General features: G+C 68.0%; 13 protein-coding genes. 8 read left to right on the forward strand and 5 right to left on the reverse strand.

What is annotated here, in order from left to right; all coding sequences use genetic code 11:
* Positions 1-4 precede the first annotated feature (4 nt).
* Positions 5-880 (reverse strand): hypothetical protein, encoded by an 876-nt coding sequence (locus ACI3KX_RS08105; protein ID WP_404909334.1) that lies wholly within the window; start codon positions 878-880, stop codon positions 5-7.
* A gap of 203 nt (positions 881-1083) precedes the next feature.
* Here ACI3KX_RS08105 and ACI3KX_RS08110 point away from each other — a divergent pair, with 203 nt between their 5' ends.
* Positions 1084-1569, forward strand: coding sequence for a hypothetical protein (locus tag ACI3KX_RS08110; protein WP_404909335.1), 486 nt, complete (start codon positions 1084-1086; stop codon positions 1567-1569).
* Between the two features lie 26 nt (positions 1570-1595).
* Here ACI3KX_RS08110 and ACI3KX_RS08115 read toward each other — a convergent pair whose 3' ends face one another.
* Positions 1596-2804, reverse strand: coding sequence for a hypothetical protein (locus ACI3KX_RS08115; RefSeq protein ID WP_404909336.1), 1209 nt, complete (start codon positions 2802-2804; stop codon positions 1596-1598).
* A 376-nt stretch (positions 2805-3180) separates the two neighbouring features.
* Between ACI3KX_RS08115 and purE the strand changes: the two genes are divergently transcribed.
* The 4 genes from purE to ACI3KX_RS08135 all read left to right on the forward strand — a co-directional run bounded on the left by purE (position 3181) and on the right by ACI3KX_RS08135 (position 8489).
* The gene (purE, locus tag ACI3KX_RS08120) at positions 3181-3648 is read left to right on the forward strand and encodes a 5-(carboxyamino)imidazole ribonucleotide mutase (protein WP_404909382.1); all 468 of its coding nucleotides are present in this window, start codon (positions 3181-3183) and stop codon (positions 3646-3648) included.
* Positions 3645-5114 carry an LCP family protein gene (locus ACI3KX_RS08125; protein WP_404909337.1) on the forward strand — a complete coding sequence of 490 codons (1470 nt, stop codon included), beginning with the start codon at positions 3645-3647 and terminating at the stop codon, positions 5112-5114. The genes purE and ACI3KX_RS08125 overlap by 4 nt, the downstream gene beginning before the upstream one ends.
* Positions 5115-5117: 3 nt before the next feature.
* Positions 5118-6245 (forward strand): glycosyltransferase, encoded by a 1128-nt coding sequence (locus ACI3KX_RS08130; RefSeq protein WP_404909338.1) that lies wholly within the window; start codon positions 5118-5120, stop codon positions 6243-6245.
* A gap of 150 nt (positions 6246-6395) precedes the next feature.
* Positions 6396-8489, forward strand: a complete 2094-nt coding sequence (locus ACI3KX_RS08135) for a hypothetical protein (protein WP_404909339.1) — start codon at positions 6396-6398, stop codon at positions 8487-8489.
* A 59-nt stretch (positions 8490-8548) separates the two neighbouring features.
* Here ACI3KX_RS08135 and ACI3KX_RS08140 read toward each other — a convergent pair whose 3' ends face one another.
* From ACI3KX_RS08140 to rfbB, 3 genes are read right to left on the reverse strand one after another with little or no spacing between them, the layout of a single operon-like run.
* A complete protein-coding gene (locus tag ACI3KX_RS08140; RefSeq protein WP_404909340.1) occupies positions 8549-9715 on the reverse strand; it encodes an acyltransferase family protein in 1167 nt (388 codons plus the stop codon).
* Positions 9712-11139: a sugar nucleotide-binding protein gene (locus tag ACI3KX_RS08145; RefSeq protein ID WP_404909341.1), complete on the reverse strand. Its 1428-nt coding sequence runs from the start codon at positions 11137-11139 to the stop codon at positions 9712-9714. The genes ACI3KX_RS08140 and ACI3KX_RS08145 overlap by 4 nt, the downstream gene beginning before the upstream one ends.
* A gap of 2 nt (positions 11140-11141) precedes the next feature.
* Positions 11142-12140 carry a dTDP-glucose 4,6-dehydratase gene (rfbB, locus tag ACI3KX_RS08150; protein WP_404909342.1) on the reverse strand — a complete coding sequence of 333 codons (999 nt, stop codon included), beginning with the start codon at positions 12138-12140 and terminating at the stop codon, positions 11142-11144.
* A gap of 71 nt (positions 12141-12211) precedes the next feature.
* On the opposite strand from rfbB, the gene rfbA reads away from it, so the two are divergent.
* The 3 genes from rfbA to ACI3KX_RS08165 all read left to right on the forward strand — a co-directional run bounded on the left by rfbA (position 12212) and on the right by ACI3KX_RS08165 (position 17086).
* Complete coding sequence (gene rfbA, locus ACI3KX_RS08155) at positions 12212-13096, forward strand: glucose-1-phosphate thymidylyltransferase RfbA (RefSeq protein WP_404909343.1); 885 nt, start codon at positions 12212-12214, stop codon at positions 13094-13096.
* Between the two features lie 67 nt (positions 13097-13163).
* Positions 13164-15131, forward strand: a complete 1968-nt coding sequence (locus ACI3KX_RS08160; RefSeq protein WP_404909344.1) for a rhamnan synthesis F family protein — start codon at positions 13164-13166, stop codon at positions 15129-15131.
* Between the two features lie 107 nt (positions 15132-15238).
* Positions 15239-17086 (forward strand): rhamnan synthesis F family protein, encoded by a 1848-nt coding sequence (locus ACI3KX_RS08165; RefSeq protein WP_404909345.1) that lies wholly within the window; start codon positions 15239-15241, stop codon positions 17084-17086.
* Positions 17087-17100: the final 14 nt, after the last annotated feature.

Below are 17100 nucleotides of genomic sequence, written 5' to 3' on the forward strand. Positions count from 1 at the left end.
GGGCTCACTGTCGCCAGTCGTCCCCCTTGTCCAGGATGCGGCCGAGGTAGGTGGCGTCGACCGTGCCAGGGTAGTCGATCATCCCCGGCGCGAAGGTGCCCCAACCAGGGCGACCTTGGTCGGGTCCGAAAGACGGCAGGTACGCGCCGTAGTGGTACAGGGTCTCTTGGATAGGGCGGTAGCAGGCTCCACCCTCGTCGCTGATTCCAACGACGGTGCCCAGCGCGCGCAGCCCCGCGGCGTCGTTCCTCCACACAGGGCCGCCGACATCGCCTGCGGACGCGGGTGCGTCGGTACAGAGCAAGTACTCGCCGAAGCGGCCGGGGGCTATGCCGAGGATGCGTCCCTCGGTCCAGCCGGTGTCGATCCCCATCTTGCCGACCAGCAAGCCGACGGGCTGGTCGGCGCTTCGAGTCCAGCCTTGAACCCGCCCGGTCCCCGGCATCTCGCCGGTCAACGGGTCAACCAGGATCTGGAACGCGTCATTGCCGGGCCTCACCTTCAGCAGGACGAGCGGATCGGTGTCACGACGGGCGAAGACGTCGGCATAATAGCCGGCATCGGCCCGGATGCTGCCGTCCGGCGCCAGCCCCACCCCGCACATCGCGGCCGTGGTCAGGAAGAACCCGGAGTCTCCGGCGACTGCGTACCCGCCGGAGCAGGCCTTGTCGTAGTAGGCGCCGACGCTTCCGGCAATGCTGCCCCAGATCGCCGGTTCTCCGGCGACGTAGTCATACCCCTGGGCTTCGGGGACGGGTCTTATCTCGGCGGTCGCGGGCTGAGGGATCACGAAGGCCGCCCCGACGGCGACTATGAGCGCGGCGAGTGAGCGCAGACCGACTCCGCGCTTTGCGGCGTGGCGGTTCACCGATGAAACCATGTCCCTACGATAGGTGCGTCTGACCCGTAGCACGACGCCGAGACGTCGGCCCGCGCTACGGCAGCAACCGTGCTTAAGGCACAGCGGGCCAGCCCGAAACGATTTCGGGAGCAGGATACTTGGTTCAGGCGGCGGAGGCCGTCGGATCGCGGGCGAGGAAGCGGACTATGGGCGATCGGAGCGCGAGGTGGATCCTCCTCGCCATGACGCTCGCGGTCCCGCTCATCCTCGCTGGCTGCTTCACGCCTTCTGCTGAGGTGCCGTCGGTGGCGCCATCGCCGTCGTCCTCGCAGAGTCCGTCCGCGCTGACCGACCAGCCGCGATTCATCATCGAGTGCGTCGGGCCTGGAGGCCGCGCGGTGGGTCCATTCACAAGTCTGGAAGACGCGTGGGCCAGCCCGGACTACGTCCGCATCGACAGCTGCACCGCGTCCGCGGCGGCAGGCGAGTCGCTGGAACTATCGCCCGAGGAGCAGGTTATCGCCGAGATCGCAGCCGTAGATCTGGCCGCAGAGAGCCTCGAGGAGCTGTATGCAACGACGCTCGCGACGTGTGTGCGCGTGACGCCGACCAGCAGTGTTCCCCTCAAGAGTCTGCCCACCTCGCTGCTCGAGGCTGCAAATGCCCTTTGTCCACAGGCGCCACATGCCGGTCTGATTGAAGCCGAACTCATGCAGCGAGGCCCATGACGATGTCGGAATCCCGAAGCATCGGCTCACGACAGCTGATCGGTGAGCGCATCGATCACTGCGGCTTCGACACCGACGTCGCCCGCGAGGAAGTGCGCGATCTGAGAGTAGATCGTCATGCTGCCGCCGGCGATGCCCGGCGCGTCAGGGTCCCAGCCGCCCTCATAGCTTCCCCAAGCTGGTGCAAGCGGCAGCAGGAAGTTGTTCGCGGGAATGTAGCAGTTGGTCTCGTTCGCGTAGCCGCCGATCATGAGTTCTTCGGCTCCGCCGTACCTCTGGCGGAAGTACACGCCGTATCCGCTCACGAGCTCGCCACCGAGGAAGGCGAGCCGAAGTCCTGGGTCGCCGCCGATCCGCCAGACCTGGGACGGGTTCGGCACGGTCGTCGCGAACGTGCCGTTGTCGATCAACGCGATCATTGCAGCGCCGTGTCGGGGGTACCAAGCCGGGAGCCCAATGCGGTTGAGCATGCGCATCTGGTATCTAGCGCGCACTTCGGCCAGGTTGGCAGGCGACTCGTCGACATCGAGAGGCAGGGTGACCTCGCGGAGGTCGGAATTGATCGGTCCCGTCAGGGTTCGACCGGAGTCCGCGGCTTCCACGACCGCCTCGCCAACCGACTGGCCGTGCTCGTCTCGTAGCGCCCAACCTCGAACCCCGGCCGGGTCCTGGTCTCCGGCCGGTCCGGGGATGAACAGGGCGAACGCATCAGTCTGCTCCTCTATCACCTCGCATGCCTTCGCCGGCCAGTCGCCATCCCACAGCTCCTGAACCCCGGCGCTGACCGGATGGCACCCGTAGCTGAAGAGCACGGCCCGGAGCTTTCCGTTGCGCCGACGCGCCGTAAGAACGGGGACCTCGGACTCCGCCTCGCCGAGTCCTGCACGATTGAAGGCGAACCCCGCGGACGCCACCGTGTACTCCAGGGTTACCTTGGAGCGGGGTGAGTGGAGTGCATTGGTGACGACCTCAACGATGCGGTCCTGGAGCCACTCGGTGTACACATCGACCTTGGCGAGTTCGGCCGGGCCCATACCGTATGTGATAACAGGGTCGAGCGTTCGTCCGACTGCGGGTCCATTATGCGTGTGGCTGGCCACCAGCACGATATCGGACGACTGCCACTCCGCCAGCGCTATCAGTCGCGCTCGCAGTGCAAGATGCACGGTGCGCGTAATGCCGAGGATGTCCAGCGATGTGATCGCGAATGGATGGTCGTCGTCCCAGATGACCACGCACCGAGCGTAGAGCGGTCCGCTCTCGGGCTCGTCGCTTGTCACCTCGCGCGGGACAGTCTGTGACCCGTACCCACCCATGTACGGGTTCATGCCCGACGATGGCGTGATCCCGATCTTCGCCTTCGAGACTTTGAACCCCATCGGACCGGCTCCCTTCACGGAACCACGAGCGGTCGCCGTGACGCCCTCAGCCAGCACGATAGCGCGCATGTCGCCGACGAAACACCCCGTGCGGTTGACTAAGGGGCGCGACATCCGATCGCGCTGAATCGGACGTACCGCGCCGTTGCGGGGAGTTTCCAGCCACGACCCCTAGCCTTGACGAGTGACTGCGCCCCTTCATTCCTCCGAGGCGCCGCTCGTCGGCGTCGTCATGGGCTCCGACTCCGACTGGCGGGTCATGAGCGACGCCTCTCAGGCGCTCACCGACTTCGGCATCCCGCACGAGGTCGAGGTCGTGTCGGCGCACCGCACCGTCGACAAGCTCATCCGGTACGGGCGTGAGGCTCGCGCACGCGGCCTCCGGGTCATCATCGCCGGCGCCGGCGGAGCCGCGCACCTTCCCGGCATGCTCGCCTCGGTCACCGCGCTCCCGGTCATCGGCGTGCCGGTGCAGCTCGCGACGCTCGACGGCATGGACTCGCTGCTGAGCATCGTGCAGATGCCCGCCGGCATCCCCGTCGCGACCGTCTCGATCAACGGCGCGAAGAACGCGGGACTCCTCGCAGCCCGGATCCTCGGCAGCGCCGATTCAGACATCGCGGACCGCGTCGAGGCGTACGCCCGCGATCTCGAAGCGCAGGTCGAGCAGAAGAACCGGCGGCTCAAGGAGTCGCTGTGAGCGTGATGAGCCCACCGAGCGCCAAGGTACGTCCGGTCCGACCGGGCGTCGTCGAAGAGCGCCCGATGCGGCACCCGGATGCCTCGTCCCGCGCCGTCATGACGCGCCGCGGGTGGTGGCTGGTCGGGCTGAACTTCCTCATTCCCGGGTCCGCGCAGGTTCTCGCGGGCAACCGGAGGCTCGGTCGATTCGGAATCGGCGCGACGCTCGTGATGTGGGTGCTCCTCGTGATCGCGCTGCTGTTCGCGCTGCTCGCCCCCACTGCGGGACTCAGCATCGTGACGAGCGCATGGCTGCCCGACTGGCTCGGACTGCTTCGTCCGCTTCCGCTGCTCATCGCGCAGGGGTTGCTGATCGCGTATGCCGTGCTGTGGATCGTGCTCACGATCGACACACTGCGGCTCGTGCGCCTCGTCAAGACTGGGCGTGGCGCGCGCTTCGCGATCGCTGTGGTGGCCGTCGGGCTCATGGTCGTCGCCAGCGGCACCGCCGCCTACGCATCGACCGCCGTCGGCGCCGCGCGCAGCACCATCAGCACGATTTTCGGCGCGAGCGGCCCGACCGTCCCGCCGTCTGACGGCTACTACAACATCCTGCTGCTGGGCGCCGACAGCGGCGAGGGCCGCGACTCGATGAGGTTCGACAGCATCTCGGTCGTGTCGGTCAACGCCACGACCGGTGCGACCACGATCACCGGCATCCCGCGCGACATGCCCCACTTCCCGTTCGCGGAGGGTCCTATGCAGGACACCTACCCGAACGGGCACGAGGGTCACGCCGACCCGACCTGCGGGTGGGGGAGCGGCATCAACCAGCTGCGCACCGAGGTCGAGGTCTGCCAGGACGGCACCACGCTCTACCCGGATGCCGAGGCGAACGGCTCCGAGCCGGGCATCGAGGCGACGAAGGACGCGGCTGAGGGGATCCTCGGCATCGAGATCCCGTACTACGTCTTCGTCGACATGCACGGGTTCGCCTCTCTCGTCGATGCGCTCGGCGGCGTCGACATCACGGTCACCGAGCGCCTGCCGAAGGGCGGCGGGCCGTCGTATCCGGGTGAGCCTGCTGAGGACTGGGCCATCGGCTGGATCGAGCCCGGTGCGCAGCACATGGACGGCGACACCGCCCAGTGGTATGCCCGCTCGCGGTACACGACAGACGACTTCTCGCGCATGAAGCGTCAGCGTGAGCTGCAGGCGGCGATCCTCGCGCAGTTCACGCCGCAGGTCGTCCTGACGCGCTTCCAGGAGGTCGCCACCGCGGGCTCGGACCTCATTCAGACGGATCTGCCGCAGTCGCTCATCCCGACGCTCGTCGACCTCGCGCTGAAGGCCAAGGAGCAGCCGGTGCAGACGCTCGAGCTCACCCCCGCCGAGGGGATCGACGAGTTCAACCCCGACTACGCGTACATCGCCGACCTCGTGCAGACGACGCTCCACCCGCCGACCCCAACGCCCGAGGGCTGAGCCGTGGTCGCCACCCTGCGCGTCGTGCTCGACCAGCTCGTCGCACCCACCGAGCCCGAGATCGCCGAGGCGTCGCGCGAACTCGCCCGGGCGCTCGTGCTCGGTGCGCCCTCCGGGTGCGAGGTCGAGGCGATCGCCCCCGCTGGTGGGCCGGACGGGGCTCTGGACGCGGTGCCGGGTCTGGTCGGCGTGCGTCGCACGGCCCTGCCCCGGCGCGAGCTCGCGGCCGCACTGCAGCTGGGCGTCGGTACGGGGATCGGCGGCGGCATGATCCACTCGCCGTCGCTCTTCGCGCCGCTCGTGCGCCACGATCGGGTGCACGACCACGACCAGACCGTGGTGACCGTGTGGGACCTCCGCCCTTGGGAGTCGCCCGCCGAGCTGCCCCGCGCCGTCGTCGCCTGGCACAAGGCGATGCTGAAGCGCGCGGTCAAGCACGCCGACGCTGTGGTGGTGCCGACTCACTCGCTGGCGGCGCGGCTGCTCGAGATCGCGCCACTGGGCGACCGCGTGCGGGTCATCGCCGGTGCGTCGCCGCTGACGTTCTCGGTGCCGGTGGATGAAGTGGGCCGTCGCCGCGAGCTGGGGCTGCCCGAGGGGTTCATCCTTTTGGCGGGCGGGCCGCTCGGCTCAGAGGGGCTGGATGCCGGACTCGCCGCGGTCGCGGCATCCGGTGTCGACCTCCCCATCGTGGTGATCGACGTCGAAGAGGGCCACGAGCCCGCGGTGGCCGATCTCGCGTCAGCTGCCGGAATCCCGGAACGCGTGCTGCACGTGCGCGGCGTGCTGTCAGCGATCGATCGTGCCGCGGTGTTCGGCGCGGCCGTCGCCTTCGTCGCTCCATCGCGTCGCGCGGCGTTCCCGTGGCGCGTCGTCGACGCCCTGACGCTCGGCGTGCCGGTGTTCGCGGCGGCGTCGACGGTGCAGGACGAGGTCGTGTTCGACGGGGGAGTGCTGGTGCCTTCGTCGAGTGTGGCGGAACTCTCGGACGGGCTCGGTGCGGCTCTGGCTTCGGGACTCGGCTCCACTGCGGCGGCGGAGCGCCTCGGGGTGCTGTCGGGAGACCGCGGGCGCGCATTCTCTTGGCGCGAGGCCGCCGACAAGGTGTGGATGCTGCACGCCGAGCTGTAGCGATCGGCAGTTCGCCGCACCGATCAGCGGAAAATCCCGGCGAGGCATCCCGCTCCCAGCTGCCCCATAGGTCACACTGTTCACGTGGATGCTGGTTTCCGGGGGGAGCGTCGTGCGTCTGCACGGCGCCGAGTGGGCATAGTCGCTGGTGTGGTGAGTCTGATTGCGGCGCTGCTGCTCGTGCCGGGCACGGCTTCGGCCGGTCAGGCCGGGTTGGAGCCGGCGGCCGCGGCTGCCGACGCGGTGCCCGGCATGGTCGTGAAGAGCGCCGACCTCTCGCAGTTCCAGCCGGGGAACATCATCAGCGACGCGAAGTTCACCGACCGCGGCACGATGAGCGAGGCCCAGATCCAGCAGTTCCTTCAGTCGAAGGTTCCCGCCTGCCAGTCTGGGTATGTCTGCTTGAAGGACTGGTACGACACGTCGCGCACGACGAACGCCGACGCCATGTGCGGCGCTTATGCCGGTGGCATCCGCGAGCGTGCCTCGGCGATCATCTACAAGGTCGCGCAGGCCTGCGGCATCAACCCGCAGGTGATCCTCGTGATGTTGCAGAAAGAGCAGGGGCTGGTCACGCACACGTGGCCGTCGGACTGGAGATACACGATCGCGATGGGGCAGGGATGTCCCGACACGGCCGCCTGCGACACGCGGTACTACGGGTTCTTCAACCAGGTGTACGGCGCCGCATGGCAGCTGAAGCGATACGCCAACCCGCCCGGGACCAGTCAGTACTTCACGTGGTACGCCCCCGGCAAGACGTGGAACGTCCGCTGGCACCCGAACGAGGGGTGCGGCTCGTCGCCCGTGTACATCCAGAACCAGTCGACGGCGAACCTGTACTACTACACCCCGTACCAGCCGAACGCCGCCGCGCTGCGCGCCGGCTACGGCGAGGGGGACGCCTGCTCGAGTTACGGCAACCGCAACTTCTTCCAGTACTTCACGGACTGGTTCGGGTCCACGCAGCAGGTGAACAGCCCGTTCGGCAACGTCGAGCTCATCGAGGCTCGCCCCGGCGAGTTCCGCGTCGCCGGATGGGCGGCCGACCTCGACACGACGGCGCCGATAGCGGTCCACGTGTATGCGGGCTCGCAGGGCACGGCTTTCACCGCGGACCTCGAGCGCGCCGACGTCGGCGCTGCCTATCCCGCCGTGGGAAGCAGGCACGGATTCGATGTCCGTGTGCCGGCCGTGGGCGCGGGGTCGACCAACATCTGCGTGTACGGCATGAATGTCGGCGGTGGGGCGAACGTGCTGATCGCGTGCCTGGCGTCCGAGGCGATGAGCGGCTCACCAGTCGGCAAGCTCGACCCCGTCAAGGTCGTGGACGGCGGCGTCGAGGTGAGCGGATGGGCGATCGACCCCGACACCACCGGGCCCACCTCCGTCCACGTCTACGTCGACGCGGCCGGAACGGCTGTCAACGCGGGCACGGCGCGGAGCGAACTCGCGACGACCTACCCCGCCTACGGGACCGCCCATGGCTTCACGGCGAAGCTGACGGCCGCTCCCGGAGCCCGAACGGTCTGCGCGTATGCGATCAACACGGGGCCGGGCGGTACCACGTCACTGGGATGTCAGACGGTGACCGTTTCCGGATCGGCTGACCTGGGGCGTGCACCGTTCGGCAACTTCGAAGCGCTTTCGGTCAGCGGGAGTACGGCGACGGCGTCGGGCTGGGCGATCGACCCCGACACGACGGCTCCGATCAGGATCCACCTCTATGTGGGGGCGACCGGGACCGAGTACGTCGCGGACAGGGTGCGCGCAGATGTCGCTGCAGCCTATCCGGCTTCCGGCACGAACCACGGCTTCGTCGAGACGGTGGCCCTGCCCGTCGGCACGGCACAAGTGTGCGCCTATGCGATTAACAACGGTGCCGGCGGCCACACCCTCCTCGGTTGCAGGTCTGCGACGGTCGTGGAGACCGCGCCGGATCTGGGGCGAGCGCCGTTCGGCAACTTCGAATCCGTCACGGTGAGCGGCAACGTCGCGACGGCATCCGGATGGGCGATCGATCCCGACACCACCGCACCGATCAAGGTGCACCTCTATGCCGGCGCTGCCGGCACGGAGTACACCGCCGACAAAGCGCGCGCGGATGTGGGCGCGAGCTATCCGGCGTCAGGACCCAACCACGGGTTCAACGAGAAGCTGACGCTGCCGGCGGGCACGACTCAGATCTGCGCCTACGCGATCAACACCGGAGCGGGCGGGCACACCTTCCTGGGGTGCAAGTAGGGGGCGGTCGGCGAGACGGGGCAGGCCTCGGCCGGCGCACCCCCGGCGGTGCTGACGCTTCAGCCGTGCTCGGCGTACGCCCGCTGGGCCGATGCGGTCCGACGAGCAGCCAGCCATCCGGCGGTACCGCGTGCGAGGCGGTGCGTTCCGCGCTCGACGAGTACATAGAAGAGCCAGCCCGCTGCAACGGCGAGCGGGATCCCGATCACCGGTGCGATCCAGGACATGTCCGGCGGGGTGGTCACGGCGAGCGTGACGAGGATCGGTTCGTGCACGAGGTACAGGCTGAATGAGATTGTCCCCGCCGCCACCAGGATGCGCGACGACAGCACCCGGGAGGCGAGGGGAAGGCAGACGGCGATCAGCACGACCGCGACGGCGCCCACCGCGACCACGGCTGCGTTCATCTGGGCGACGGCAGCCGGCAGGAGATTGCCTGGCCACCAGCGGAACGTGAGCAGGAGCAGTGCCGCCACGACCAGTGCGAGCTGCGCCGCCCTGCTCTGACGGGACCGGTCGAACCTCAGGGAGCGCTCACCGAGACGGTCGAGGTTCACCGCGATGAGCGAGCCCAGCCCGAAGAACGGCAGATAGCTCAGCGCCTTGACGCCGCTGACGTCCCCCAGCACGACCAGGGCGATCAGCGCCGCTCCGATCAGAACCCAGTGCCGCGCGCCCCACCGCAGCGTCACCCACACATAGAGCGGCAGCAGCAGCGAGAACAGCACCTCCCATTGCAGCGACCACAAGGGGCTGTTGAGCCATGTGGTCCCGTTGAGGAGCAGGCTGTTGTGGAGCGCATTCGCGAGCGTCGGCGCCTCGTTGTGCGCCTGTATCCACAGGCTGTAGCGGTCATCGGTCGCCCGTGGCCACAGGCGGGCGAGCAGCACCGCGAGCGCCACGGAGAACAGGACCGGCAGATACAGCCGGATCAGACGGCTCGGGTAGTACGCCACCCACGGCAGCGCGCGTCGTCGCACCGCGGGCAGGGTGAGCACGACGCCGCTCAGCACGAAGAAGACCAGAACCGCTTCGGATCCCGCCCACACCGCGTGCAGGGGCGTGTAGGCGAACGGCGCGACGTACGCCGGATACGGCTGTCCCCAGTACACGGCGGCGAAACCCGACATCGTGAGCAGCGCGTGGTGGAGAAGCACGATCAGCGCCGCACCGCCCCGAAGCCCGTCCAGGCTCGCGAGGCGCGGCGCCGGCGCCGGCGAACTCACGTCGCGATCGCGAGATAGCGGGCGAGCGCGTCGGACGCCGGCTCGGCGTCGAAACCGGTCGCCGTGATCTTCGCGAGGTCCAGGACGCTGTTCGCGGGACGCGGCGCCACGGGTGCGGTCGCGGTGGCGAAGTACTCCGTCGCGGTGACCCCGGTCACGCGCTGCGGGTCGTGTCCCGTGAGCCGGAACACCTCGCGGGCGACATCCGCCCACGACGTCGGTGCACCGTTTCCGGTCAAGTTGTACGTCCCGTAGGGTGCGCCGGAGTCGACCAGATGCCGGATGCCGCGCGCGATCTCCGGGGTGAACGTCAGGCGTCCCACCTGGTCGTCGACCACTCGCGGGTGCGCTCCGCGCTCCGCGAGGCTCGCCATGGTGCGGACGAAGTTCTTCCCCTCCCCGATCACCCAGGAGGTGCGGACGATGTAGTGGCGGGGGACGGTCGCGACGATCGCGTCCCCGGCGGCCTTCGTCTGGCCGTACACGCCGAGGGGGCGGACCGGGTCGTCTTCGCGATACGGGCGGTCCAGCGTGCCGTCGAAGACGTAGTCACTCGACACGTGCACGAGGGTGATGCCGTTGGCGGTCGCGATCCGGGCCAGCGCCGCGACACCGGTGACGTTCGCCGCCCAGGCGTCCTGACGCCCTTCGGTCGTCTCGGCGACATCGACGGCCGTGTGCGCCGAGGCGTTCACGATGACGCCGTAGTCGCGCCAGCGCCTCGCCGTCGCAAGGTCGGCTTCGGTGACGTCGAGTTCGGCCCTCGTTGCGAACTCGACGCCGACCGAGTCGCCGAAGGCGGTGCGCAGGGCGCGGCCGAGCTGACCCGCCGCGCCGAGCACCAGCGTCTTCTTGGGCGGGATCGGCGTAACATCGGCAAGGCGCGGATGGGCGAGGTCCTTCGGCGAGATCTCGACGTCGGCCAGCGGGATCGGCCACTCGATCGCCGCGGTCTCGTCGGCGAGGTTCAGGAAGCTGTACGAGGCGTCAGGCGACCAATGGTCGTTGACGAGATAGGTGTAGGCGGTGTCGGGCTCCAGCGTCTGGTAGGAGTTGCCGACGCCGCGGGGAACGAAGATCGCGCGGGAGGGGTCGAGTTCCGTCGTGAACACCGCACCGAACGTCGGACCCTCGCGCAGATCGACCCACGCGCCGAAGATGCGCCCCGTCGCGACCGACACCCACTTGTCCCAGGGCTCCGCGTGGATTCCCCGGGTCGTACCGACGGCGTCGTTGAACGAGATGTTGTTCTGCACCGGCCCGAAGTCGGGAAGGCCGGCGGCGGTCATCTTCTCGCGCTGCCAGTTCTCCTTGAACCAGCCGCGGGCGTCGCCGTGCACCGGCAGCTCGAAGACGACGAGCCCCGGGATCGGCGTCTCCGTGCGGCTCAGCGCCTTGCCGAATGCGAGCTCAGCATCGGCCACGGTCACTGCCCCTTCGAGGCGTAGAAGGCCTCGACGCCGTCCTTCGCCGGCGCCCACCACCGCTCGTTGTCGCGGTACCACTGGATCGTCGCCGCGAGGCCGACCCCGAAGTCGTCGTAGGACGGTGTCCACCCCAGCTCCTCGCGGAGCTTCGTCGAGTCGATCGCGTAGCGCAGGTCGTGCCCGGCCCGATCGGTCACGTGGTCGTAGGCGTCACTCGGCTCACCCATCAGCTGCAGGATCAGCTCGACGACGTCCTTGTTGTTCTTCTCGCCGTCGGCGCCGATGAGGTACGTCTCGCCGATCCGGCCCTTGTCGAGGATGGTGAGCACCGCCGAGGAGTGATCGTGGGCGTGGATCCAGTCACGCACGTTCTCGCCCTTGCCGTACAGCTTCGGACGGATGCCGCGGATGACGTTGGTGATCTGGCGGGGGATGAACTTCTCGACGTGCTGGTAGGGACCGTAGTTGTTCGAGCAGTTCGAGATGGTGGCCCGCACGCCGAAGGAGCGCACCCACGCGCGCACCAGCAGATCGCTGCCGGCCTTCGTGGAGGAGTAGGGGCTGGACGGGTTGTACGGGGTGGACTCGGAGAACCGGGCGGGATCGTCGAGTTCGAGGTCGCCGTACACCTCGTCGGTCGAGATGTGATGGAAGCGCGTGTCGTGCTTGCGGGCGGCTTCCAGCAATGTGTAGGTCCCGATGATGTTGGTGTCGAGGAACGGCCGGGGATCGTGGAGCGAGTTGTCGTTGTGCGACTCGGCCGCGTAATGCACGACGGCGTCCGCGCGCGAGAAGAGGTCGTCGACGAGGGCGGCGTCGGCGATGTCGCCCTTCACGAACGCGAAGCGGTCGGCCGGGAGACCGTCGAGGGAGCCGCGGTTGCCCGCGTACGTCAGCTTGTCGAGGACCGTGACGTGGTCGTCGGTGTGCTCGAGGACGTGGTGGACGAAGTTCGAGCCGATGAAGCCGGCACCGCCAGTGACCAGGAGTCTGCGCATCCTTCGAGAATACCGGGCGGGGGTGAGGGCCTAGGTTTGGCTCACTTGGGCGCATGCCCGAGACTAGACGCATGCGTGGAATCATCCTGGCCGGCGGAACGGGCTCGCGGCTTCACCCGATCACACTGGGAATCTCGAAGCAGCTCGTGCCGGTCTACGACAAGCCGATGATCTACTACCCGCTGTCCACGCTGATCCTCGCGGGGATCCAGGACATCCTCATCATCACAACCCCTCAGGACTCGGATCAGTTCCAGCGTCTCCTCGGAGACGGCAGCCGCTTCGGGGTGTCCATCACGTATAAGTCCCAGCCTTCGCCGGACGGACTCGCACAGGCTTTCATCCTCGGCGAGGAGCACATCGGGTCGGACTCGGCGGCGCTCGTCCTGGGTGACAACATCTTCTACGGCCAGGGGATGGGGACCCGCCTACGGCAGTACACCGACCTCGCGGGCGGCATCGTCTTCGGCTACTGGGTCGACGACCCCACCGCCTACGGCGTCGTGGAGTTCGACGCGGCCGGCAACGTGGTGTCGCTCGAAGAGAAGCCCGCTCAGCCGAAGAGCAACTATGCGGTGCCCGGACTGTACTTCTACGACAACGACGTCGTGGAGATCGCCAAGGACCTGAAGCCGTCCCCGCGCGGCGAGCTCGAGATCACGGACGTCAACAAGGTCTACCTCACGCGAGGGGACCTCCGGGTCGAACTGCTCCCTCGCGGCACGGCGTGGCTCGACACCGGGACGTTCGACTCACTGAGCGAGGCGACGGACTTCATCCGTACCGTCGAGAAGCGTCAGGGACTCTCCATCGGATGCCCGGAAGAGGTCGCCTGGCGCATGGGATTCCTTTCGGACGACGAACTGCGCGCGCGGGCGGAGCCTCTCGTGAAGAGCGGGTACGGGGCCTATCTACTCAAGGCACTCGCCCAGGGATCCAACCAGCCCGCGGTCTAGGATCGACTCCGGCCGCGGCGCTCGCTCGCGCCGTGAAGCAGCGATTGACGGTGGAGAAGACGCACGCATGACAGACGCAGTCGACGTCGCCAGCCGATCGGTGGCCGTTCCGGGTGGTTTTCCTGCGGGTGGTCGTCGTCTTGTGGTGTATGTGGTTTTCGATCGGCGCGGGGATGTGGATGATTACGTTCCGTTGGCGTTGGCGGGGCTGCGTGAGCATGCGGCGCGGGTGCTGGTGGTCGTCAACGGGAAGTTGACCGATCAGGGGCGGGCGGCGTTGGAGCCGGTCTCCGACGAGATCCTGGTGCGTGACAACGCGGGCTTCGACATCTGGGCGCACAAGGCAGCGCTGGACCATGTCGGCGATGGCCTGGCGGAGTTCGACGAGGTGCTGCTGACCAACGACACCTGGTTCGGTCCGGTGCGTCCGTATGGGCCGGTGTTCGAGCGGATGGGGGAGCGTGCGGTCCATTTCTGGGGGATGACCGATCACGCCCGGGAGGAGCCGAATCCGTTCACGGGCAAGGGTGTGCTGCCGTATCACCTGCAGTCGTTCTGGATCGCGGTGCGGCGGGAGATGTTCCTGTCGGAGCAGTGGGCGTCGTATTGGCGGGAGCTTCCCGCGATGCCGTCGTACTTCGATGCCGTGCTCAAGCACGAGGCGGTGTTCACGGAGCACTTCACCGACCGCGGCTACACCGCCGACGTCGCCTACCCCAGCGCGGGCTATCCCACCGATCACCCGGCACTGTTCAACCCGGACCTGCTCATGGACGACGGGTGTCCGGTCTTGAAACGGCGGCCGTTCTTCCACTATCCGCCGTTCCTCGACCGGCATGCCGTCATCGGGCGGCAGAATCTCGAGCGCGTCGCCGCCCACGGCTATCCGGTTGCGGCGATCCTTCAGAATCTCGCGCGCAACGTCGCGCCCAAGACCCTGAACGCCGACGCCGGGATGCTCGAGGTCCTGCCGCACACGGACACGTCCTACGACCCCGAACGGCCTTTCCGTGTCGCGGTCTTCGCGCACGTCGCGTCGCCCGCTTCGCTGACAAGGGTCCTCCGCTCCGTGGCGGTGATCCCCGTGGACTTCGATCTGTTCGTATCGACGGTCGACGCGGTCAGCCTCAGCGAGATCGAGCGTGGGGTCGCCGACGCAGTACTGCCGCACGCAAGGCGCCGCGAGGTGCGTCTCACCCCGGCGGAGCGTGGGCGTGACATGAGCGCATTCTTCATCGGGTGGTGCGAAACGCTGCGCTCCGGCGACCACGACCTGGTGATCAAGGTCCACGGGCGGACGCCGACGAAGCGCGATCCCAACGCCGTGCGATACTTCCGCCGCTATCAGCTGGGCAATCTGCTGCCCAGTGCCGGTTACGTGGCGAACGTGCTGGCACTGTTCCAGCGCGAGGAGGGCCTGGGCGTGGTCTTCCCGCCGCCCATGCACATCGGCTACGCGACCCCTGGTCGCGGTTGGCACGCCTACCGCGAGAGGGGGCTCGAGATCACGCAGCGCCTGGGCATTCGGGTACCGCTGGACGGCGTATCGCCTCTCGCGCCACTCGGTGGAATGTGGATCGCGCGCACTGAGGCGCTGAGACTTCTCACCGACGCGGAGTGGAGCTACGAGGACTTCATCAAGCCGCCGGGCGGCGCAGCCGTCCTGAGCAAGGTGCTCGAGCGCCTGGTGCCTCTGGCGGCGGGGGAACGCGGCTTCCATGTGCGCACGGTGCTCACGCCGGAGCACGCCGCGATCAGCCACGTCGCGCTCGAGTACAAGGTCGATCAACTGTCGTCGACGACGCCGGGCTACCCGGTCGAGCAGATCCAGTACTTCCATCGCGCCGGGTGGATGGGCGTGGGAGGCGCCGTCGCGATCACTCGCATGTACATGCGGACCAATCATCCGCGCACGATGCAGGCGCTGAACCCGATCCTGTCGCCCGCGGGCAGGATTGCGCGCGGGGTGCTGCGCCGCGGCAAAGCCGCCGTGCGGAAGGTGCGCGGCCTCCCGGAGATGGGGGAAGAACAGTGAGCGACGGACCCGAATCGACAGGCACGACCGCGGTGGCCGTTCCGGGTGGTTTTCCTGCGGGTGGTCGTCGTCTTGTGGTGTATGTGGTTTTCGATCGGCGCGGGGATGTGGATGATTACGTTCCGTTGGCGTTGGCGGGGCTGCGTGAGCATGCGGCGCGGGTGCTGGTGGTCGTCAACGGGAAGTTGACCGATCAGGGGCGGGCGGCGTTGGAGCCGGTCTCCGACGAGATCCTGGTGCGTGACAACGCGGGCTTCGACATCTGGGCGCACAAGGCAGCGCTGGACCATGTCGGCGATGGCCTGGCGGAGTTCGACGAGGTGCTGCTGACCAACGACACCTGGTTCGGTCCGGTGCGTCCGTATGGGCCGGTGTTCGAGCGGATGGGGGAGCGTGCGGTCCATTTCTGGGGGATGACCGATCACGCCCGGGAGGAGCCGAATCCGTTCACGGGCAAGGGTGTGCTGCCGTATCACCTGCAGTCGTTCTGGATCGCGGTGCGGCGGGAGATGTTCCTGTCGGAGCAGTGGGCGTCGTATTGGCGGGAGCTTCCCGCGATGCCGTCGTACTTCGATGCCGTGCTCAAGCACGAGGCGGTGTTCACGGAGCACTTCACCGACCGCGGCTACACCGCCGACGTCGCCTACCCCAGCGCGGGTACGGGGTTCAAGGACGCGTCGTTGTTCGCCGCCGAAGAGCTGATCGATGCCGGCTGTCCTGTGCTCCGCCGTCGTCCGTTCGGCGAATGGCCGCCGTTCCTCGATCGGCATTCCGTCATCGGGCGCTGGACGCTCGAGAAGGCGGCGCGGCACGGGTATCCGGTCGCGACGGCGCTGCAGAACCTCGCGCGGAACGTCCCCCCGCGAGATCTCAACGCCAACGCGGGACTCTTCGACGTGCTGCCGGACGTCGCGGGTGCTTACGACGCTGCGAACCCGTTCCGGATCGTCGTCGCCGCGCACATCTTCTATGAAGAGATGACCGGCGAGATGCTCGACCTCGCCGACACGCTTCCCGGCGCGTACGACCTGGTCGTGACCACACCCACGTCCGAGAAGGCGGAGGCGATCCGCGGCCTTCTCGCCGGGCGCGCCACGCGAGGATCAACCGATGTGCGCGTGGTCACCAACGACGGCCGCGACCAGAGCGCTTTCCTTATCGGATGCCGCGACATCCTGCTCGACGACCGCTACGACCTCGTCGTGAAGCTGCACTCGAAGAAGACCCCTCAGGACGGCTTCAACGTCGGCCGCCACTTCAAGGAGCAGCAGTTCGACAATCTGCTCGCCAGCCCGGGATACACGTCCAACCTGCTGGCGCTGTTCCAGAAGGAGGCCGGGCTCGGCCTCGTCTACCCGCCCATGATCCACATCGGCTACCCCTCGATGGGCCGCGGATGGTGGTCGAACAAGCCGGGATTCGAGAAGCTTGCCGAGGAGCTCGGCATCCGTGTCCCCCTCGATGACATCTCGCCGCTCGCGCCGTACGGGTCCATGTACATCGCCCGGCCGGAGGCTCTCCGCCCACTGGTGCAGCGCGAGTGGCGCTACGAGGACTTCGGCGGCGCGGAGGCGTACCGAGACGGCGGCCTCGCCCACATCCTCGAGCGCATGCCCACATACGCCGCGGCGGAGCTCGGCTACCACACGCGCACCGCCGCCACGACCGAGTACGTCTCGATCTCCCATACCGCATTCGAGTTCAACTTCGATGAGCTCTCCGCCACCACGCCGGGGTACAGCTACGAGCAAATCCGGTTCATCCGTCGGGCGGGATACGTCGGGCACGGACGCGCCCGCGACTTCCTCCGCATGTATCTCCGGCTCAACCACCCCGGCGCCGAAGGGCGGATCCTGGGCGCGTTCGAGGCCCAGCGCACGTTAGGTCGATGGGCGCGCCGGCTCCGGCACCCGCGGTCGACCATCGCCGACGCGCTGGCCCGCAGGCGGCGGTGATCGCCCCGTCTGCC

This window comes from Microbacterium sp. ZW CA_36, assembly GCF_044987475.1.
Classification (GTDB): Bacteria; Actinomycetota; Actinomycetes; order Actinomycetales; family Microbacteriaceae; genus Microbacterium.

Coding starts and splice junctions, on each gene's coding strand:
- rfbA (WP_404909343.1), top strand. CDS start 12,212: ATGCGTGGAATCATCCTGGCCGGCGGAACGGGCTCGCGGCTTCACCCG.
- ACI3KX_RS08110 (WP_404909335.1), top strand. CDS start 1,084: ATGACGCTCGCGGTCCCGCTCATCCTCGCTGGCTGCTTCACGCCTTCT.
- ACI3KX_RS08105 (WP_404909334.1), bottom strand. CDS start 880: ATGGTTTCATCGGTGAACCGCCACGCCGCAAAGCGCGGAGTCGGTCTG.
- purE (WP_404909382.1), top strand. CDS start 3,181: ATGGGCTCCGACTCCGACTGGCGGGTCATGAGCGACGCCTCTCAGGCG.
- rfbB (WP_404909342.1), bottom strand. CDS start 12,140: ATGCGCAGACTCCTGGTCACTGGCGGTGCCGGCTTCATCGGCTCGAAC.
- ACI3KX_RS08160 (WP_404909344.1), top strand. CDS start 13,164: ATGACAGACGCAGTCGACGTCGCCAGCCGATCGGTGGCCGTTCCGGGT.